At 59.6% G+C, this 14,743-nt stretch carries 14 protein-coding genes; 7 read left to right on the forward strand and 7 right to left on the reverse strand.

Annotation, left to right across the window (positions count from 1 at the left end; genetic code table 11):
• Positions 1 to 147 precede the first annotated feature (147 nt).
• The 3 genes from AB5Z02_RS16690 (at position 148) to AB5Z02_RS16700 (ending at position 2,947) form a co-directional block, all read left to right on the forward strand.
• Positions 148 to 1,371 carry an Nramp family divalent metal transporter gene (locus AB5Z02_RS16690; RefSeq protein ID WP_162511762.1) on the forward strand — a complete coding sequence of 408 codons (1,224 nt, stop codon included), beginning with the start codon at positions 148 to 150 and terminating at the stop codon, positions 1,369 to 1,371.
• Between the two features lie 111 nt (positions 1,372 to 1,482).
• Complete coding sequence (locus AB5Z02_RS16695; protein WP_368216503.1) at positions 1,483 to 2,340, forward strand: hypothetical protein; 858 nt, start codon at positions 1,483 to 1,485, stop codon at positions 2,338 to 2,340.
• A gap of 163 nt (positions 2,341 to 2,503) precedes the next feature.
• Positions 2,504 to 2,947 (forward strand): PACE efflux transporter, encoded by a 444-nt coding sequence (locus tag AB5Z02_RS16700; protein WP_368216504.1) that lies wholly within the window; start codon positions 2,504 to 2,506, stop codon positions 2,945 to 2,947.
• A gap of 127 nt (positions 2,948 to 3,074) precedes the next feature.
• Here AB5Z02_RS16700 and hupA read toward each other — a convergent pair whose 3' ends face one another.
• On the reverse strand, positions 3,075 to 3,347 hold the full coding sequence (hupA, locus tag AB5Z02_RS16705) for a nucleoid-associated protein HU-alpha (protein ID WP_005340484.1): 273 nt from the start codon (positions 3,345 to 3,347) through the stop codon (positions 3,075 to 3,077).
• A gap of 337 nt (positions 3,348 to 3,684) precedes the next feature.
• Between hupA and AB5Z02_RS16710 the strand changes: the two genes are divergently transcribed.
• Both AB5Z02_RS16710 and AB5Z02_RS16715 read left to right on the forward strand, forming a co-directional pair.
• Complete coding sequence (locus AB5Z02_RS16710; protein ID WP_005348975.1) at positions 3,685 to 4,167, forward strand: Rsd/AlgQ family anti-sigma factor; 483 nt, start codon at positions 3,685 to 3,687, stop codon at positions 4,165 to 4,167.
• A 100-nt stretch (positions 4,168 to 4,267) separates the two neighbouring features.
• Positions 4,268 to 4,648 carry a PilZ domain-containing protein gene (locus tag AB5Z02_RS16715; protein WP_005340482.1) on the forward strand — a complete coding sequence of 127 codons (381 nt, stop codon included), beginning with the start codon at positions 4,268 to 4,270 and terminating at the stop codon, positions 4,646 to 4,648.
• 80 nt (positions 4,649 to 4,728) lie between these two features.
• Here AB5Z02_RS16715 and radA read toward each other — a convergent pair whose 3' ends face one another.
• Complete coding sequence (gene radA / locus AB5Z02_RS16720; RefSeq protein WP_005340481.1) at positions 4,729 to 6,096, reverse strand: DNA repair protein RadA; 1,368 nt, start codon at positions 6,094 to 6,096, stop codon at positions 4,729 to 4,731.
• Between the two features lie 100 nt (positions 6,097 to 6,196).
• Here radA and AB5Z02_RS16725 point away from each other — a divergent pair, with 100 nt between their 5' ends.
• Complete coding sequence (locus tag AB5Z02_RS16725) at positions 6,197 to 8,575, forward strand: PilZ domain-containing protein (RefSeq protein ID WP_088870151.1); 2,379 nt, start codon at positions 6,197 to 6,199, stop codon at positions 8,573 to 8,575.
• Positions 8,576 to 8,629: 54 nt separating this feature from the next.
• Here the strand turns inward: AB5Z02_RS16725 and AB5Z02_RS16730 are convergent, their stop codons facing one another.
• Together AB5Z02_RS16730 and serB are read right to left on the reverse strand one after the other, a co-directional pair.
• Positions 8,630 to 9,535, reverse strand: coding sequence for an alpha/beta fold hydrolase (locus AB5Z02_RS16730; RefSeq protein WP_368216505.1), 906 nt, complete (start codon positions 9,533 to 9,535; stop codon positions 8,630 to 8,632).
• A 28-nt stretch (positions 9,536 to 9,563) separates the two neighbouring features.
• A complete protein-coding gene (serB, locus tag AB5Z02_RS16735) occupies positions 9,564 to 10,574 on the reverse strand; it encodes a phosphoserine phosphatase SerB (RefSeq protein WP_368216506.1) in 1,011 nt (336 codons plus the stop codon).
• A 120-nt stretch (positions 10,575 to 10,694) separates the two neighbouring features.
• Between serB and AB5Z02_RS16740 the strand changes: the two genes are divergently transcribed.
• Positions 10,695 to 11,315: an AhpA/YtjB family protein gene (locus AB5Z02_RS16740; protein ID WP_005340472.1), complete on the forward strand. Its 621-nt coding sequence runs from the start codon at positions 10,695 to 10,697 to the stop codon at positions 11,313 to 11,315.
• A 67-nt stretch (positions 11,316 to 11,382) separates the two neighbouring features.
• Here AB5Z02_RS16740 and deoD read toward each other — a convergent pair whose 3' ends face one another.
• From deoD to deoA, 3 genes are all read right to left on the reverse strand, one after another.
• Positions 11,383 to 12,099: a purine-nucleoside phosphorylase gene (gene deoD / locus AB5Z02_RS16745; protein ID WP_005340471.1), complete on the reverse strand. Its 717-nt coding sequence runs from the start codon at positions 12,097 to 12,099 to the stop codon at positions 11,383 to 11,385.
• Between the two features lie 75 nt (positions 12,100 to 12,174).
• Positions 12,175 to 13,383, reverse strand: coding sequence for a phosphopentomutase (locus tag AB5Z02_RS16750; RefSeq protein WP_368216507.1), 1,209 nt, complete (start codon positions 13,381 to 13,383; stop codon positions 12,175 to 12,177).
• A 14-nt stretch (positions 13,384 to 13,397) separates the two neighbouring features.
• Positions 13,398 to 14,729, reverse strand: coding sequence for a thymidine phosphorylase (deoA, locus tag AB5Z02_RS16755; RefSeq protein ID WP_005358033.1), 1,332 nt, complete (start codon positions 14,727 to 14,729; stop codon positions 13,398 to 13,400).
• Positions 14,730 to 14,743 lie beyond the last annotated feature (14 nt).

A 14,743-nucleotide genomic window follows, 5' to 3' on the forward strand; every position in this document is an offset into this window, starting at 1 on the left:
TAGGGCGGCGTATTGTACGAAATCACATCCCTCACTGCAACTGACCGCCTTAAATGTTTTTCCCGATGGAAATCATCAGAAACAACAATTGATAATGATTATCACTTAGATCTATTCTCTCTCCATATCCTTATGGAGGGTGATGCCATGCAACCCGCACTGACGACTACGATTCCAGCCCGCAAATTCAAACTGACCCTGCTCGGGCCTGCCTTTATCGCCGCCATCGGCTATATCGACCCGGGCAACTTCGCCACCAATATTCAGGCGGGCTCTACCTTTGGTTACCAGTTGCTCTGGGTAGTGGTATGGGCCAACCTGATGGCCATGGTGGTGCAAACCCTCTCGGCCAAACTCGGTATCGTCACCGGCAAGAATCTGGCGGAGCACATCCGCGACCGACTGCCGAAACCGGCGGTCTGGGCCTACTGGGTGCAGGCAGAGATCATCGCCATGGCCACCGATCTCGCCGAATTTATCGGCGCCGCTGTCGGCTTCAAGCTGTTGCTTGGCGTCACCCTGCTGGAGGGAGCCTGTATCACCGCCGTAGTGACCTGGGGGATCCTGATGTTGCAATCCCGTGGCCAGAAACCGCTGGAGTTCGTGGTCGGCGGCCTGCTGTTGTTTGTCGCGGCGGCCTACATCGTCGAGCTGATCTTCTCCCGCCCCCATCTGCCCAGCCTGCTGGAGGGCGCCCTCTTCCCCGGTCTGCCCAATAGCGATGCCGTCTATCTGGCCGCCGGTGTGCTCGGTGCCACCGTGATGCCCCACGTTATCTATCTGCACTCGGCACTGACCCAGCACACGCAGGATCAGGGCTCGGTCAGCCAGCGGCTGCACACCACCCGGGTCGATGTGGCGATTGCCATGACTATCGCCGGCTTCGTCAATCTGGCGATGATGGCGATGGCGGCCGCTGCGTTCCACAGCTCGGGCCACCAGCAGGTGGCGGAGCTGGAATCCGCCTATCAGACCCTCACTCCACTGCTGGGTCAGGCTGCTGCCACCCTGTTTGGCCTCTCGCTGGTCGCCTCCGGTATCAGCTCTACCGTGGTGGGCACCCTGGCCGGGCAAGTGGTGATGCAGGGCTTTGTCCGCTTTACCATCCCGCTCTGGCTGCGTCGCGCCATCACCATGGCTCCCGCCTTCGTGGTGATCGCCATGGGACTCAACACCACCGAAATTCTGGTGTTGAGTCAGGTGATCCTGAGCTTTGGCATAGCGCTGGCCCTGATCCCGCTGTTGATGCTGACCGGCGATCGGGCGCTGATGGGACAACATCGCAACCATCCGGTCACACAAGCCATCGGCCGCCTTATCGTTGCGCTGGTGATTGGCCTCAACGCCTATCTGCTGGTCGCCATGATCTAGCGAACCGTAAAACCGAGAAGAGAGGCTCATTAACTCTGGTTAATGAGCCTCTTCGCACTTTGGCGTATGCTGCCGCTTTCTCTTCTCATTTATCGTTGCGGGAGCCTTGCCATGGAACACACCCGAGCCAGCTTCGTACTGGGCCATCATCAGGAGCAGGCCAGCGTGGTCTGCTGCCAGCACGGTGATACCACACTGCTGGTCACCGACCTCACCCCCTTTCATCCCCAGAGCCACCTCTGGCCCGATCAGCCGGGGGACGTGGGCCATGCTCGCTGGGAAGGGGGCGAAGCCACCATTGACCCTTGCCGGATGGGGGCCATCAGCCCGGATGGCGAGCTGTTCGTCGATACTGCCATTCCGGTAAAACGGGGCGCAGAGGGGTGGAGTTTCGTGGTGGTCCATCCAATGACCGGTGACCACGCGCTGGCCGTTGGCAGCCAGGTCGAATTGCAAGTAGATAGCGCTGCCCGCCACGCCCTGAGTCTGGGCCATAGCGGCTGCCATCTGGCCGCGATGGTCCTCAACCGGGTACTCATCCCCTACTGGCGCAAGGAGGTAAGCGAGCGCGATGCACTGGGCCAGCCCGACTTCGATCGTCTTGCTATTCAAAGCTCGCGGGTCGAGCCTTGCGGATCACGGGAGCAGTACCGCATCGGCAAGAGCCTGCGCAAGAAGGGGGTCAACAGCGAGGCACTGCTGGCAGATCTGGCGCTGATTGAAGAGAAGGTAAACCAGCAGCTGGCCGACTGGATCGCAACCGGGAGCGAGATCCGCCGCAGCCGCGCTGGCGAGGCAATCATCGATTCCCGTTACTGGCACTGCATGCTGGAAGGCCAGGAGGTGACCATTCCCTGTGGTGGCACCCATGTTGCCTCGCTCGCCGAGTTGGGAGAGGTCAAGGTAGAGCTCACTCAAGTGGAAGAGGGCTTTGCCATGCTGACCCGGGTCACGCCAACCGGCGCCTGAGTCGCAGACTTGACCACTCAGGGCTTACGCCCAAGTAGGCAATAGAGAAGTATCGCAAAGAGGGGGCATCATCATGCCCCTCAACGCCAGTCATGACGGGCCGATGCTTATCTTTTAACCACTCCCTGATTAGAATGCGCCTCCCACAGGAGGCACATCACCCATGAGCAGTACCCAACTACGCACTACCCCTGATCGACTTCGTTATCTGGTTCTCTACGAAGGCATAGGGCTGGCACTGGTCGCACCGCTGATCAGCCAGCTGTTCGGTCAGGGCGTCGCCGAGGTCGGTTCACTGGCCATCTTCTTCTCCATCGTCGCCACCGCCTGGACCTATGGCTGGAACCTGTTGTTCGACAAGGGGTTGCTCAAACTTTGCGGGCGCACCAACAAGCGACCACTGGACCGCTTCCTGCATGCGTTTGGCTATGAGGCGAGCTTTATGATGCTCTCCCTCCCTTGCGTCATGTTCTGGCTCGATTTGGGAGTGTGGGACGCCCTGATGCTGGATCTCGGCTTCGTCGCCTTCTATCTCGTCTACATCATGGTCTTTACCTGGACCTATGAGCGGATCTGGCCGCTGCCATCCGGCCCCCAGACGGCATAAGGCCTCAGCCGCAACGAGGCTGACAGAAGGAAAAGTCAGGAAGGACTAATAGGAAGGATGGGAGAATCCCATAAAAACAATGCCAGTCAGCGAGCTGACTGGCATTGGACAAAACAGACTTTCGGACTTACTTGACGGCGTCTTTCAGAGCCTTGCCAGCCACGAATGAAGGCACGTTGGCAGCAGCAATCTGGATCTCTTTACCAGTTTGCGGGTTACGACCGGTGCGGCCTGCGCGGTGGGTGACCTTGAAGGTGCCAAAACCGACCAGTTGCACAGCATCGCCTTCTTTCAAGCTCTGGGTAATACCATTGATGATCTCTTCCAGAGCCACTTTGGCCTGAGCTTTGCTCAGATCTGCTTTGGCGGCAATCGCATCGACAAGTTGAGCTTTGTTCATAACATTTCCTTTATGATCGGGCATTTAGCGCTGGGTCACTCTATGCAAAAAAAAACGCACAGGCAAAGCCTTTATCGAGCCGAACGCGTCAAACGCTGGGGTTTTCATCAAGATCTGCGGAAATAGTCACATTCCACACGCGAAAAACCGTGAGCAGGCCTGAAACCTGCTAGCACGCAGACACAATCCACTGACTATTTCTTCGCCACTTAACATTATCCCCCCATGGCTATTGACGCTTGCCCAGATTTTCCCTAGTTATAGGTTGTGTCACTGCTCAAACGGCTCGGAATACCGAACAATCGGCCAGCCTTTGCCCCACGGAGGGATAGGGATTATGTTGACGAAACTGGAACAGACCAAGCAGGCGCTGGCAGGCAAGCATAAGGCTATCGACGACTGGCTGGATGCAAGGCAAGCGTTGCTGGTTGGATACATGCAGCTGGCAGGCCTCACTCCGGCGCGGACCAAGCAACGCAGCCTGCCCAAAACAGAAGAGCTGCATCAGTTTTGCGACCGCCTGGTCGACTATGTCAGTGCAGGCCATTTCGAGATCTACCACCACGTCGTCACCGCCTTCGAGCAAGCCAGCGGCGAAACACTAGAGCTGGCCAAGCGCATCTATCCCCATATTCGTAACAGCACTGAATTCGCCCTCGAGTTCAACGACAAATACAGTGATGCCGACGAGGCCCAATTGCTGCTACTGGATGATGATCTCAACGAGTTGGGTCCGGTTCTGGAAGAGCGGTTCAAACAGGAAGACCGCCTGGTCAAGGCGCTTCATGTAGTGGAATCCTTGAGTACCCAGCAAGCCTGAATGCCATTTTCGGAGCAAGTTCAAGATACTGGCAACCAAGGTGGATTACACTCAGAGCAATGACCCTAGCGTCCACACTTATTGCATACAGGAGATGAGCATGTCTGAGCGCCGCCGTTTTGCACGGATCCTCTACTTGACCATGGCAGAACTCACCCAGGGGGAACAGAAGTGGCAGACCCAGCTTGTCGACGTCTCCTTGCAGGGAGCCCTGCTGATCCGCCCCGACGACTGGGAGAGTCGTGACAACAAGGAGTACCAGCTCAGCTTTATCCTGAGCGGTAGCGATATCGAGATCAAAATGCAGGTCGAGCTGACCCACGAAGCCAGCAAGAAGCTGGGTTTCTACTGCCACCACATCGATATCGACAGTGCCACCCATCTCAAGCGGATGATCGAGCTTAACGTCGGCGACGAAGAGCTGCTCCACCGCGAACTGGAACAACTGCTGAGCGAGCATCTGGAACATAGCCAGCCCTGATGGCAGGTTACGCCCCGTAAAAAAGAGCACAGGGGCGCTCTTTTTTGTTGTTCTGCTCTCTCGATTGCAATGCGGGACGATTACAGCGCCTCGAGTGCCTCGGACAGCTTCTTGACCGGCACCACTTCCATCCCTTCGATGGGATGCTTGGGGGCATTGGCGTGCGGCACAATAGCACGGCGGAAACCGTGCTTGGCCGCCTCCTGCAACCGCTCCTGGCCGGACGGCACAGGGCGAATTTCACCAGAAAGACCCACTTCGCCGAACACCACCAGATCCTTGGGCAGCGCCTGATCCCGGAAACTGGAGACCATCGCCAGCAGCAGCGCCAGATCCGCGCTGGTCTCCTCGACCTTGACCCCGCCGACCACGTTGATGAAGACATCCTGATCCGCCATCTGCAACCCGCCGTGACGGTGCAGCACCGCCAGCAACATGGCGAGCCTGTTGTGATCCATCCCCACCGCCACCCTGCGCGGGTTGGAGAGCTGGGAGTAGTCCACCAGCGCCTGCAACTCCACCAGCAGCGGTCGGGTGCCCTCCCAGATCACCATGACGATGGAACCGGGCGCCTGCTCCTGCCCTCGGCTGAGGAAGATGGCGGAGGGGTTGCTCACCTCGCGCATTCCCTGTTCGGTCATGGCAAAGACCCCCAGCTCGTTGACCGCACCGAAGCGGTTCTTGTGAGAGCGCAGAGTCCGAAAACGGGAGTCATGACCGCCATCGAGCAGCACAGAGCAGTCGATGCAGTGCTCCAGCACCTTGGGACCCGCCAGACTGCCATCCTTGGTCACATGACCCACCATAAAGATGGCTACATGATTCTGTTTGGCGTAGCGGGTCAGCAGCGCCGCCGCTTCACGCACCTGAGAGACAGAACCGGGGGACGATTGCACATCCGCCACATGCATCACCTGAATGGAGTCAATCACCATGATCTGCGGCTGCTCCTGCTGGGCAATCAGGCAGATCTGCTCGACGCTGGTCTCGGAGAGCATCCGCAGCTTGTCGGTGGGCAGCCCAAGGCGGTTGGCCCGCATCGCCACCTGCTGCAGCGACTCCTCGCCGGTGACATAGAGGGTTTTCATCCGCTCTGCGAGACCACACATGGTCTGCAGCAGCAAGGTCGACTTGCCCGCCCCCGGGTTGCCGCCAATCAGAATGGCCGAGCCTGGCACCACACCGCCACCAAGCACCCGATCCAGCTCCTTGAAACCTGAGGTAAAACGGGGAATTTCGGTGGTGGCGATCTCTGCCAGTGTCTGTACCTGACTGCCGACCGCGCCGGCATAACCGGTGTAACGGGCACTCTTGCCAGCGGGGCTCACCGAGCCGAGGCGCACCTCGGTGATGGTATTCCACTCCTTGCACTCGCTGCATTGACCTTGCCAGCGTGTGAAGTCGGCACCACATTCGGAACAAACATAAGCAGTTTTATTTTTGGCCATTGATAACTCGGGGACAGGATGAATTCCTGCTTGATATACTTGTTTGCGACCGACAGATCAAACCCAGAATCGGAAAAGTGACTTTCCGTGGCAGGAACAAATGGATTCAGAACACCAGCAACATCTGATTGAACAACTCGTCCCCTTGCTGCGGGAGAAAGATTTCGAGGAGATCTTCAACCGCATGACACAAGAGGAAAACAGCAACAGCCGTTTTCTGATCAAGATGGAGCTCAAGCGCAAGTGCTCCCCCTGCCGCAGGGTCATCGACATGCGCGATGAGCTGGAGGATGAGTGCCTGGTGCATGAGTTTGACGGCATCACTCACTTCATGCCCGCCGATGCGATAGCCCTGTTCCAGTCCCAGTGCTATCTCTACCGCGATATTTATACCCTCGGTGTCTACGAGGCGTTGCAACAGTGGCAAAAACAGCACCACAACGCCCGCGTGGATGGTCAGCTGTCGCCGCCGGCCAGCCCCTTCCGGCAATATGATGTAAACACCATCGCCTTTGCCAGCTACTATGGCCGCCGCCAGGAGCGGATGCACTTCAGCTCGCCGGTGCTGATCAAGTTTCAGGACGGGGAGAAGCTGTTCGCCAAGAGTTCCGATCTCTCGCTGGGTGGCATGCGGGTCTCGGTTCCCTATCTGCCGAACTATCACACCGGCGCCCAGGTGGAGGTCTTCTTTACCGGACTGGAGCGGGATACCCCCAATCCGGTGCTGCACCAGCCGGTCGGCTATCAGATCCTCGGCGAAGAGAGCAAAGAGGGAAAATACTGGCTGCGGCTGGTGCGCTCCGGCGAACAGCCAGCCTTCGATGCCTTCCTCAGCGACTTTATCGATGCCAACAAGATCCGCTATCGGGTCAGCGTCGACTATCTGCTCTCCGCCGCCATAATCAAAGGGTATGAGCAGTTCTACCTGCCGCGGATGACCGGCATGCCGCTCTTCTTCGGCACCGGCGACAGCCCCAACCTCGAGATCGCCCTGCGTACGGAAAACAACCAGCACCTGCTGGAGTATTGGCGCGATGAGAAAAACCGCGATGCCCTCGCGGGGCTTTTCAGCGCAGAGCGGATGAAACGGCTTTGCCCAGCCCCCGGCACCACCACCGAGACTATCATCTACTGCTTTACCCACACGGTGCGCAGCCACATCTACTTCTTCTCCGCCACCGCCGAGGAGCTGCGTCAGAGTGGCCTCACCGCCCTCTTCTTCCAGGTGGGCTCACGCCGGCCCAGCTGGCGTGTCTACAAGTTCACGCTGGAGGCATGCGATCTCGTCGAGGCGGATGTGGGGCAACTGCAGGGGCAGGACAACCCGCAGTTGCAAGATATCCTGCTGCTCGAGCGGCTCAAACAGATCGGCTATTGCGGCCTGCTGCAGGAGATCGGGCTGGAATCCCAGCGGGAAGAGTTCCATCAGGAAGGGGTCAGCAACAACGCCAACGAGCTGCAACGCTTTGGTCACGAGCAGGGGGTTGCCCCGTTCGAGATCGAGACCCTGCACTATGTTCAGTTGCGCAAGGAGTCGCGCTACATCCACAAGACCGCGGTCGCCATCCATCACAACGGCAAATCCTGGATCGGCTGGACCCGCGACATCTCGACTCACGGCCTGCAAATCGAGCTGGAAGATGCCTTTATCGGCGAGAAAAACGATGTGGTGACCATCGCCCTGCCCCGCTTGCAGGAGCTCTCCAAGAGCATGGATCTGCAGCGCCTCTCCTACCGGCTGGTCAGCCTCAACATGACCCGCACCGTGCTGCACCTCTGCATCGAAGGGGATTCGGATCGCCATACCGGCCGCCAGTTCTTCAGTCTGCTGATCGAGAGCAACCAGAACAAGCTCAAGGCGGCGCAGGAGCAGCGCCGCTATCGTGGGCTGGCGCGGGCACTGCGCAACATCTACACCCACCACTTGTTCAACTCGCCGGTCTACGTCAACAAGCTGAAAGGCGCACCCAAACCTGCCTCCATCGGCAAGTCTCTACAACCGCGCAGTCTGCAGCGGCTGCTGCAAGCCTGTGCCGAGCTGCCGGAGCAGGAGAACCTCTATCCGCTGTTTCAGGGGGAGCTGCTCAAGGAGCTGTTGATGAACCCGCTGCGCGCCATCGAGCGGGAGGACAAACCGAGAGAAGACGAGGTCTATATCGCCAGCATCCAGACCAAGGCCGGCCTGCCCATCTTCAGCAGCCGGCTGGCCAGCAGCTTTGCCAACCTCAAAGAGAAGCGTCAGTTCATCGAGCTGGCGCAGCAACAGGGGGAGTTCTACTCGGTGCTGGTCGGCATCTCCCGTACCGGACGGCCCGACACCAACTTCATCGCCAACGAGCTGGACTACATCGCCAAGTTCGCCATCCACAAGGCGCGCAAGCTGGAAGAGGAGCTGTGGAGCGTGGTGGGGGTGGGCGAACTGACCGATACCACCCAGGCCACCCTGTTCCGCTTTGGCATCACGCCGCCGCTGAACTGATGATCCGGAAACAGACAAAAATGAAACAGGGCGCTCGAGGCGCCCTGTTTTTTGTCATACCGCCTGCGGGTTAAGCAACCAGTCGAGGATCTGGGGAAAGTGATCCTCCTGGGCCTGCGGGGCGGTCAGCATATTGATGTGGTCATAATCGAGGCGGTTGCCGTTGTCCCGCCCCAATCGGGTGTGACGTGTGGCCGAACCCATCTCGTCGCTGAAGCGGCGCACATCGGTCGGGTGACCCAGCACCTTGTCCGCTTTGGCCGAAATCATCCAGAGCGGTGGCCAGTTGACCCGTGCCGCCGCCTCGTCATAGGCAAAACCGTCGTGAGGATCCTGCCAGGGGCCGCACTTGACCCAGGGGATGGTCTCCTGCAGATAGCGCAGCGGCTCGTCGTCAGCACCGATCTTCAGAGTACGAGCCGCCAGAAAACCACGGCGGCGAGCCAGCCAGGGGGCCAGCCGATTCCAGATCAGATCCACCTTCAGCCAGCGCTCGGGATTGTGCACCGACACACCGCGCTTGGTGCCAAAAAACAGCAGGCTGGCCACCTGATCCGCCAGCTCGGGGAATCGCACCAGGGTCGAGGCCATGATGACACCGCCCCAGGAGTGGGCCACCCAATGCACCTTGAAGCCATGATGGCGCTCGGCAATCCAGCGCTGCAGGGCGGGCAGATCCTCGGTGATCAGCTCATGCTGACCGTGCTCTGCCTGCTCGGCGATGGCAGGAGTGCTGAGCCCCCGCCCCCGCAAATCAGCCACATAGACCTGATAGCCGTTACGGGCCAGAAAGCAGGCCAGCCCCTTGCCCGATTCGGTATAGAAGATCCGCCCATTCTCGATGGCGCCATGCACCATCAGGATCGGCTCGCCATGCACGGCGACCCGGGGTTTGATGTGGCGCACATGCAATTGATGGCCACCACAGGGGATAAACAGAGACTGCTGCAACAATTCCATTTTTATTGGTTTCCTCCTTGAAACACTGTCAGCGCTTGTCCCAGCGTTGCTCGCTACAGGCCCGCGCCGCCAGCAGGCAGATCACCCCCTCCAGATCGTGATGATTGAGGGTGGCCGCCGCCTGCGCCCGCACCAGCGGCTTGGCGTGAATGGCGATGCCAAGACCCGCGACCCCCATCATTTTGAGATCGTTGGCACCATCGCCGATGGCCACAGTCTGGTCGGCAGCAATGCCGTACTCCTGAGCAAGCTGCTGCAACACCTCGGCCTTGACGCTGGCATCGACGATGCGCCCACTCACCTTGCCGGTCAGCTGGCCCCCCTCCACCGCCAGCTCGTTGGCGAAGATGGCATCGAGCCCCAGCTCGCGCTGCAACTGGCCAGCAAAACGGGTAAAACCACCGGAGGCGATGGCCACCTTCCAACCCGCCCCTTTGAGGGTATCGACCATCAGCTGCAAGCCCGGCATCCAGGGCATCCATGCCGCCACCTCGTCGAGCATGGCGACCGGCGCCCCCTCAAGCAGCGCGACCCGATTACGCAGACTGTCGGCAAACTCCAGCTTGCCCTGCATCGCCGCGGCCGTCACTGCCGCTACCTGCTCGCCAACCCCGGCAAGCCGGGCAATCTCGTCGATGCACTCGATGCGGATCGCGGTGGAGTCCATGTCCATCACCAGCAGGCCGGGCTCGTTCAGGGTCGGTAGCGCGGGCAGATGGCAGAGATCGATCTCCCACTCACCGCTCTTGAGCTCGGCCACCAACTCGGAAGAGAAGCGATCGCAGCCAAGCAGCAGCAACGGCACGCCCGCCACCTCGGTGGGAGGATAGAGGGTGGCCGCCAACCCCTGTGCAGCCAACAAAGGTGACAGACACGCCAGATGGGAGGCGCCCAGCCCCTTGCCAAATAGCACCAACCAGCCGCCCGTCTGCGGAGTCTCTGTCGGTTGCAACGCATCTGCGCTGAGCTGCCAACAGGGTGAGCCGGACAACAACGCGGGCCAATCGGATAACAGAGGGGGGAGCCGGGACAACAACATAAGGGATACGCCTTCCTTGGTGATCAGGGGGTTAACAATGCTGGCCCAGAGTAGCGTATTGCTTTTTGTACAGGCAAGCGCCAAGATCCCGCCACTCCTTGTTACCATGAGGTCTCACGCTTGCAGCGTCATCTTCCCATCAAACGTGTTCTCAGCCTGGGTGCCGGTATCCTGCTCGGATGCTGGGTGCTCGGTGTGCTTATTCATATGCAGGGTGAAAGCCAGGCCTCGCTGCACAGCGAAGCGCGCAACCGGGCGCAGGCGCTGGTCGCCTATGCCGCCCGAGACATGAAACGCTGGATCAAGGAGGAGAAGAGCAGCGAGCTGGAGCGGCTGGCGCGGGATCTGGCAGCCGAGCCGGAGATCCTCGATGCCACCCTCTACGACGGACGCGGCATTCCCCTCGCCCAGTCTGAGCAGGCGGTGCCGCTGGAAAGCCTGCTGCCCATCGGGAGCGATAACAAGTCGCTGCCGGAGCAGGGCAAAGGACGGATCCAGTTCGTGCAAGAGATCCGGGATGGCGAGCAGACCATCGGCTTCCTGCGCATAACCCTGGAAGAGCAGCAGATGCTGGCAGACAAGGATACCCGGCTCAAGGTGGTGCAGGAGAAACAACGCCTGATGCTGCTGGTCGCCCTGCTGGCCGGGGTGCTCATCTCCTACGGCGTGCGCCGTAACTACATGCGGGTACGCAAGCACAAGAAAAAGAGTACGCCCCCCTCGCCACCTCCGGAAAACTGATGGCGCAACCAGAGAGCAGATACAAAAACGGCGGCCAGAAGGCCGCCGTTTCTTATTCGCGAAGGAATTACTTGTCGCCCAGCAGGACGGAATCCAGTGCGATTTCGATCATGTCGTTGAAGGTCAGCTGACGCTCTTCAGAGGTGGTCTGCTCACCGGTACGGATATGGTCGGAGACGGTGCAGATGGTCAGCGCCTTGGCACCGTACTCTGCGGCCACGCCGTAGATACCGGCGGCTTCCATCTCGACACCCAGGATGCCGTATTTTTCCATGACGTCGAACATGGAGGGGTCCGGAGTGTAGAACAGGTCGGCGGAGAAGATGTTACCGACGCGCACGGCAACGCCCTTGTTCTTGGCGGCCTGCACGGCATTGGCAACCAGGTCGAAGTCGGCGATGGCAGCGAAGTCGTGATCCTTGAAGCGCAGACGGTTTACTTTGGAGTCGGTGCAAGCCCCCATACCGATCACCACGTCACGCAGTTTCACGTCTTCACGCACGGCGCCACAGGAGCCCACACGGATCAGGGTCTTCACACCGTAATCGGTGATCAGCTCTTTGGCGTAGATGGAGCAGGAGGGGATACCCATGCCGTGACCCATGACGGAGATACGACGGCCCTTGTAGGTACCGGTAAAGCCGAACATGTTGCGCACGTCGCAGATCTGCTCGACGTTCTCCAGGAAAGTTTCAGCGATGTACTTGGCGCGCAGGGGGTCGCCCGGCATCAGCACGGTATCAGCAAAGGCGCCATCTTTCGCATTGATATGAGGAGTTGCCATTCTCTTGATTCCTTCACACAGGTTGAGTTTTATTGTTTTATAAATTGCCCGCCGCCGAAGTGGCGGGCGGGTAAATTACAGGAAGCTGGTACCGTATGCCAGTTTCGGCAGACCGTGGTAAGCCGCGATGCTCTGGCCGATATCGGCAAAGGTCTCGCGACGACCAACGGAGCCGGCCTTGACCGGCTTGCCGAAGAACAGCACCGGAATGTATTCGCGGGTGTGGTCGGTACCACCCCAGGTCGGGTCGCAGCCGTGGTCGGCAGTCAGCACCACCACGTCGCCATCTTGCAGCAGCTCAAACAGCTCCGGCAGGCGGGAATCGAAATACTCCAGCGCACCGGCATAACCGGCAACGTCACGGCGGTGGCCGTAGGAGGAGTCGAAGTCGACGAAGTTGGTGAAGACGATGGTGTTGTCACCGGCCGCTTTCACCTCTTCCAGCGTGCGATCCCACAACTCGGTCAGACCGGTCCCTTTCACCTGCTTGGTGATGCCCTGTTGGGCATAGATGTCGGCAATCTTGCCGATGGAGACCACCTGACCGCCCGCATCTTTCATGTAATCCAGCACGGTCGGCGCCGGCGGCAGCACTGAGTAGTCGTGACGGTTGCCGGTACGCTTGAAGTTGCCCTTGCCAGTACCCACGAACGGACGCGCAATCACGCGGCCGATATTGTAGGGCTCCAGCAACTCGCGCACGATGTGGCACAGCTCATAGAGCTTCTCGAGGCCATAGGTCTCTTCGTGGCAGGCAATCTGGAATACGGAGTCGGCAGAGGTGTAGAGGATCGGCTTGCCGGTCCGCATATGCTCTTCGCCCAGATCGTCCAGCACTTGGGTACCGGGGGCGTGGCAGTTGCCCAGATAGCCAGGCAGACCAGCCTTCTCGACGATGGCGTCCAGCAGCTCCTGCGGGAAGCTGTTGTGGTGATCCTTGAAGTAGCCCCACTCGAACAGCACGGGCACACCAGCGATCTCCCAGTGACCGGACGGGGTGTCCTTGCCGGAGGAGAGCTCCTGCGCAAAGCCGTAGGCACCGACCACCTCGATATCTTTCTTCAGCCCTTCCGGGAAGTAGCCGGAAGCCTGCTCGCAGGCGTGGCCCAGGCCCAGCTTGTTGAGGTTGGGCAGATTGAGGGCGCCACGGCCTTCAATTTCACCTGCCGCACACGCCTTGGCGATATGGCCAAGGGTGTTGGCGCCCACATCTCCGAACTTGTCGGCGTCGGCAGCAGCGCCAATACCGAAAGAGTCCATCATCAGAATAAAGGTACGTTTCATGGGTCTTCCCCTTGTTACAAATCGGCCAGGGTGATACGGCGGTACACTTCAGGCAGTGCCTCCGGCCGCTCGCCACCAATCCGGACAGCCGCCTGCACCATGCTGGCAGCCTGAGCATATTGCTCTTCAGTCTGAGCGTGGATCATCGCGATCGGCTTGTCAGCATCAACGCTTTGACCCAGGCGGATAAAGTCGGTCAGACCGACCGCATAATCAAGTTTGTCACCGGCAGCGCGGCGACCACCGCCCATCGCCACCACAGCCAGACCCAGCTCGCGTGTATCCATGGCGGTCACGAAACCGCTGTTGGCCGCGAAGACCGGGCGCACGATGGCAGCCTTGGGCAGGTAAGCGTCATAACGCTCCATAAAATCGGCCGGGCCACCGAGACCAGTCACCATGCGACCGAAGATCTCGGCTGCCTTGCCGTTATCCAGCACCGCCTGCAGCTTGGTGCGGGCATCGCGCTCGTCGCTGGCAAGACCGGCGGAGATCAGCATCTCGGCACACAACGCCATGGTCACTTCGTGGATCCGCGGGTTGCGGTATTCACCGGTCAGGTAACGCACCGCTTCACGTACTTCCACCGCGTTACCGGCGCTGGAGGCCAGCACCTGGTTCATATCGGTCAAGAGCGCAGAGGTGCGGCAACCGGCACCGTTGGCCACGGCCACAATGCTCTTGGCCAGCTCTTCAGACGCTTCGAAGGTCGGCATAAAGGCGCCGGAGCCCACTTTCACATCCATCACCAGCGCTTCCAGCCCGGAGGCGAGCTTCTTGGAGAGGATGGAGCCGGTGATCATGGCGATGGATTCGACGGTTGCAGTAATGTCACGTACTGCATAGATACGCTTGTCAGCGGGGGCAAGATCGCCGGTCTGGCCGATGATGGCCACGCCCGCCTCTTTCACCACTTTCAGGAAACGATCGTTGTCGACCGAGGTCTGGTAGCCGGGAATGGCATCCAGCTTGTCGAGGGTACCGCCGGTGTGGCCCAGACCACGGCCGGAGATCATCGGCACGAAACCGCCGCAGGCAGCGACCATCGGGCCAAGCATCAGGGAGACAACATCCCCCACCCCGCCGGTGGAGTGTTTGTCAACAATCGGGCCACCCAGATTGAGGTGATCCCAAGTCAATACCATGCCGGAGTCGCGCATGGCGCAGGTCAGGGCAACCCGCTCATCCATGGTCATGTCTTTGAAGTAGACCGCCATCGCCAGCGCGGCAATCTGCCCTTCGCCGATGGTGTTGTTGGTAATGCCCTGAACGAAGAATTGAATTTCTTGGGTACTGAGCGCTTCACCGTTGCGCTTCTTGCGAATAATTTCTTGAGGCAAAAACATCTTTCATTCCCTCC

It is taken from the genome of Aeromonas sp. R2-3 (assembly GCF_040908375.1).
Lineage (GTDB): Bacteria > Pseudomonadota > Gammaproteobacteria > Enterobacterales > Aeromonadaceae > Aeromonas > Aeromonas veronii.

What these genes read in the sequence shown, in the direction of transcription:
- AB5Z02_RS16690 (WP_162511762.1), top strand. Translation starts at nt 148, where the DNA reads ATGCAACCCGCACTGACGACTACGATTCCAGCCCGCAAATTCAAACTG.
- AB5Z02_RS16695 (WP_368216503.1), top strand. Translation starts at nt 1,483, where the DNA reads ATGGAACACACCCGAGCCAGCTTCGTACTGGGCCATCATCAGGAGCAG.
- AB5Z02_RS16700 (WP_368216504.1), top strand. Translation starts at nt 2,504, where the DNA reads ATGAGCAGTACCCAACTACGCACTACCCCTGATCGACTTCGTTATCTG.
- hupA (WP_005340484.1), bottom strand. Translation starts at nt 3,347, where the DNA reads ATGAACAAAGCTCAACTTGTCGATGCGATTGCCGCCAAAGCAGATCTG.
- AB5Z02_RS16710 (WP_005348975.1), top strand. Translation starts at nt 3,685, where the DNA reads ATGTTGACGAAACTGGAACAGACCAAGCAGGCGCTGGCAGGCAAGCAT.
- AB5Z02_RS16715 (WP_005340482.1), top strand. Translation starts at nt 4,268, where the DNA reads ATGTCTGAGCGCCGCCGTTTTGCACGGATCCTCTACTTGACCATGGCA.
- radA (WP_005340481.1), bottom strand. Translation starts at nt 6,096, where the DNA reads ATGGCCAAAAATAAAACTGCTTATGTTTGTTCCGAATGTGGTGCCGAC.
- AB5Z02_RS16725 (WP_088870151.1), top strand. Translation starts at nt 6,197, where the DNA reads ATGGATTCAGAACACCAGCAACATCTGATTGAACAACTCGTCCCCTTG.
- AB5Z02_RS16730 (WP_368216505.1), bottom strand. Translation starts at nt 9,535, where the DNA reads ATGGAATTGTTGCAGCAGTCTCTGTTTATCCCCTGTGGTGGCCATCAA.
- serB (WP_368216506.1), bottom strand. Translation starts at nt 10,574, where the DNA reads ATGTTGTTGTCCCGGCTCCCCCCTCTGTTATCCGATTGGCCCGCGTTG.
- deoD (WP_005340471.1), bottom strand. Translation starts at nt 12,099, where the DNA reads ATGGCAACTCCTCATATCAATGCGAAAGATGGCGCCTTTGCTGATACC.
- AB5Z02_RS16750 (WP_368216507.1), bottom strand. Translation starts at nt 13,383, where the DNA reads ATGAAACGTACCTTTATTCTGATGATGGACTCTTTCGGTATTGGCGCT.
- deoA (WP_005358033.1), bottom strand. Translation starts at nt 14,729, where the DNA reads ATGTTTTTGCCTCAAGAAATTATTCGCAAGAAGCGCAACGGTGAAGCG.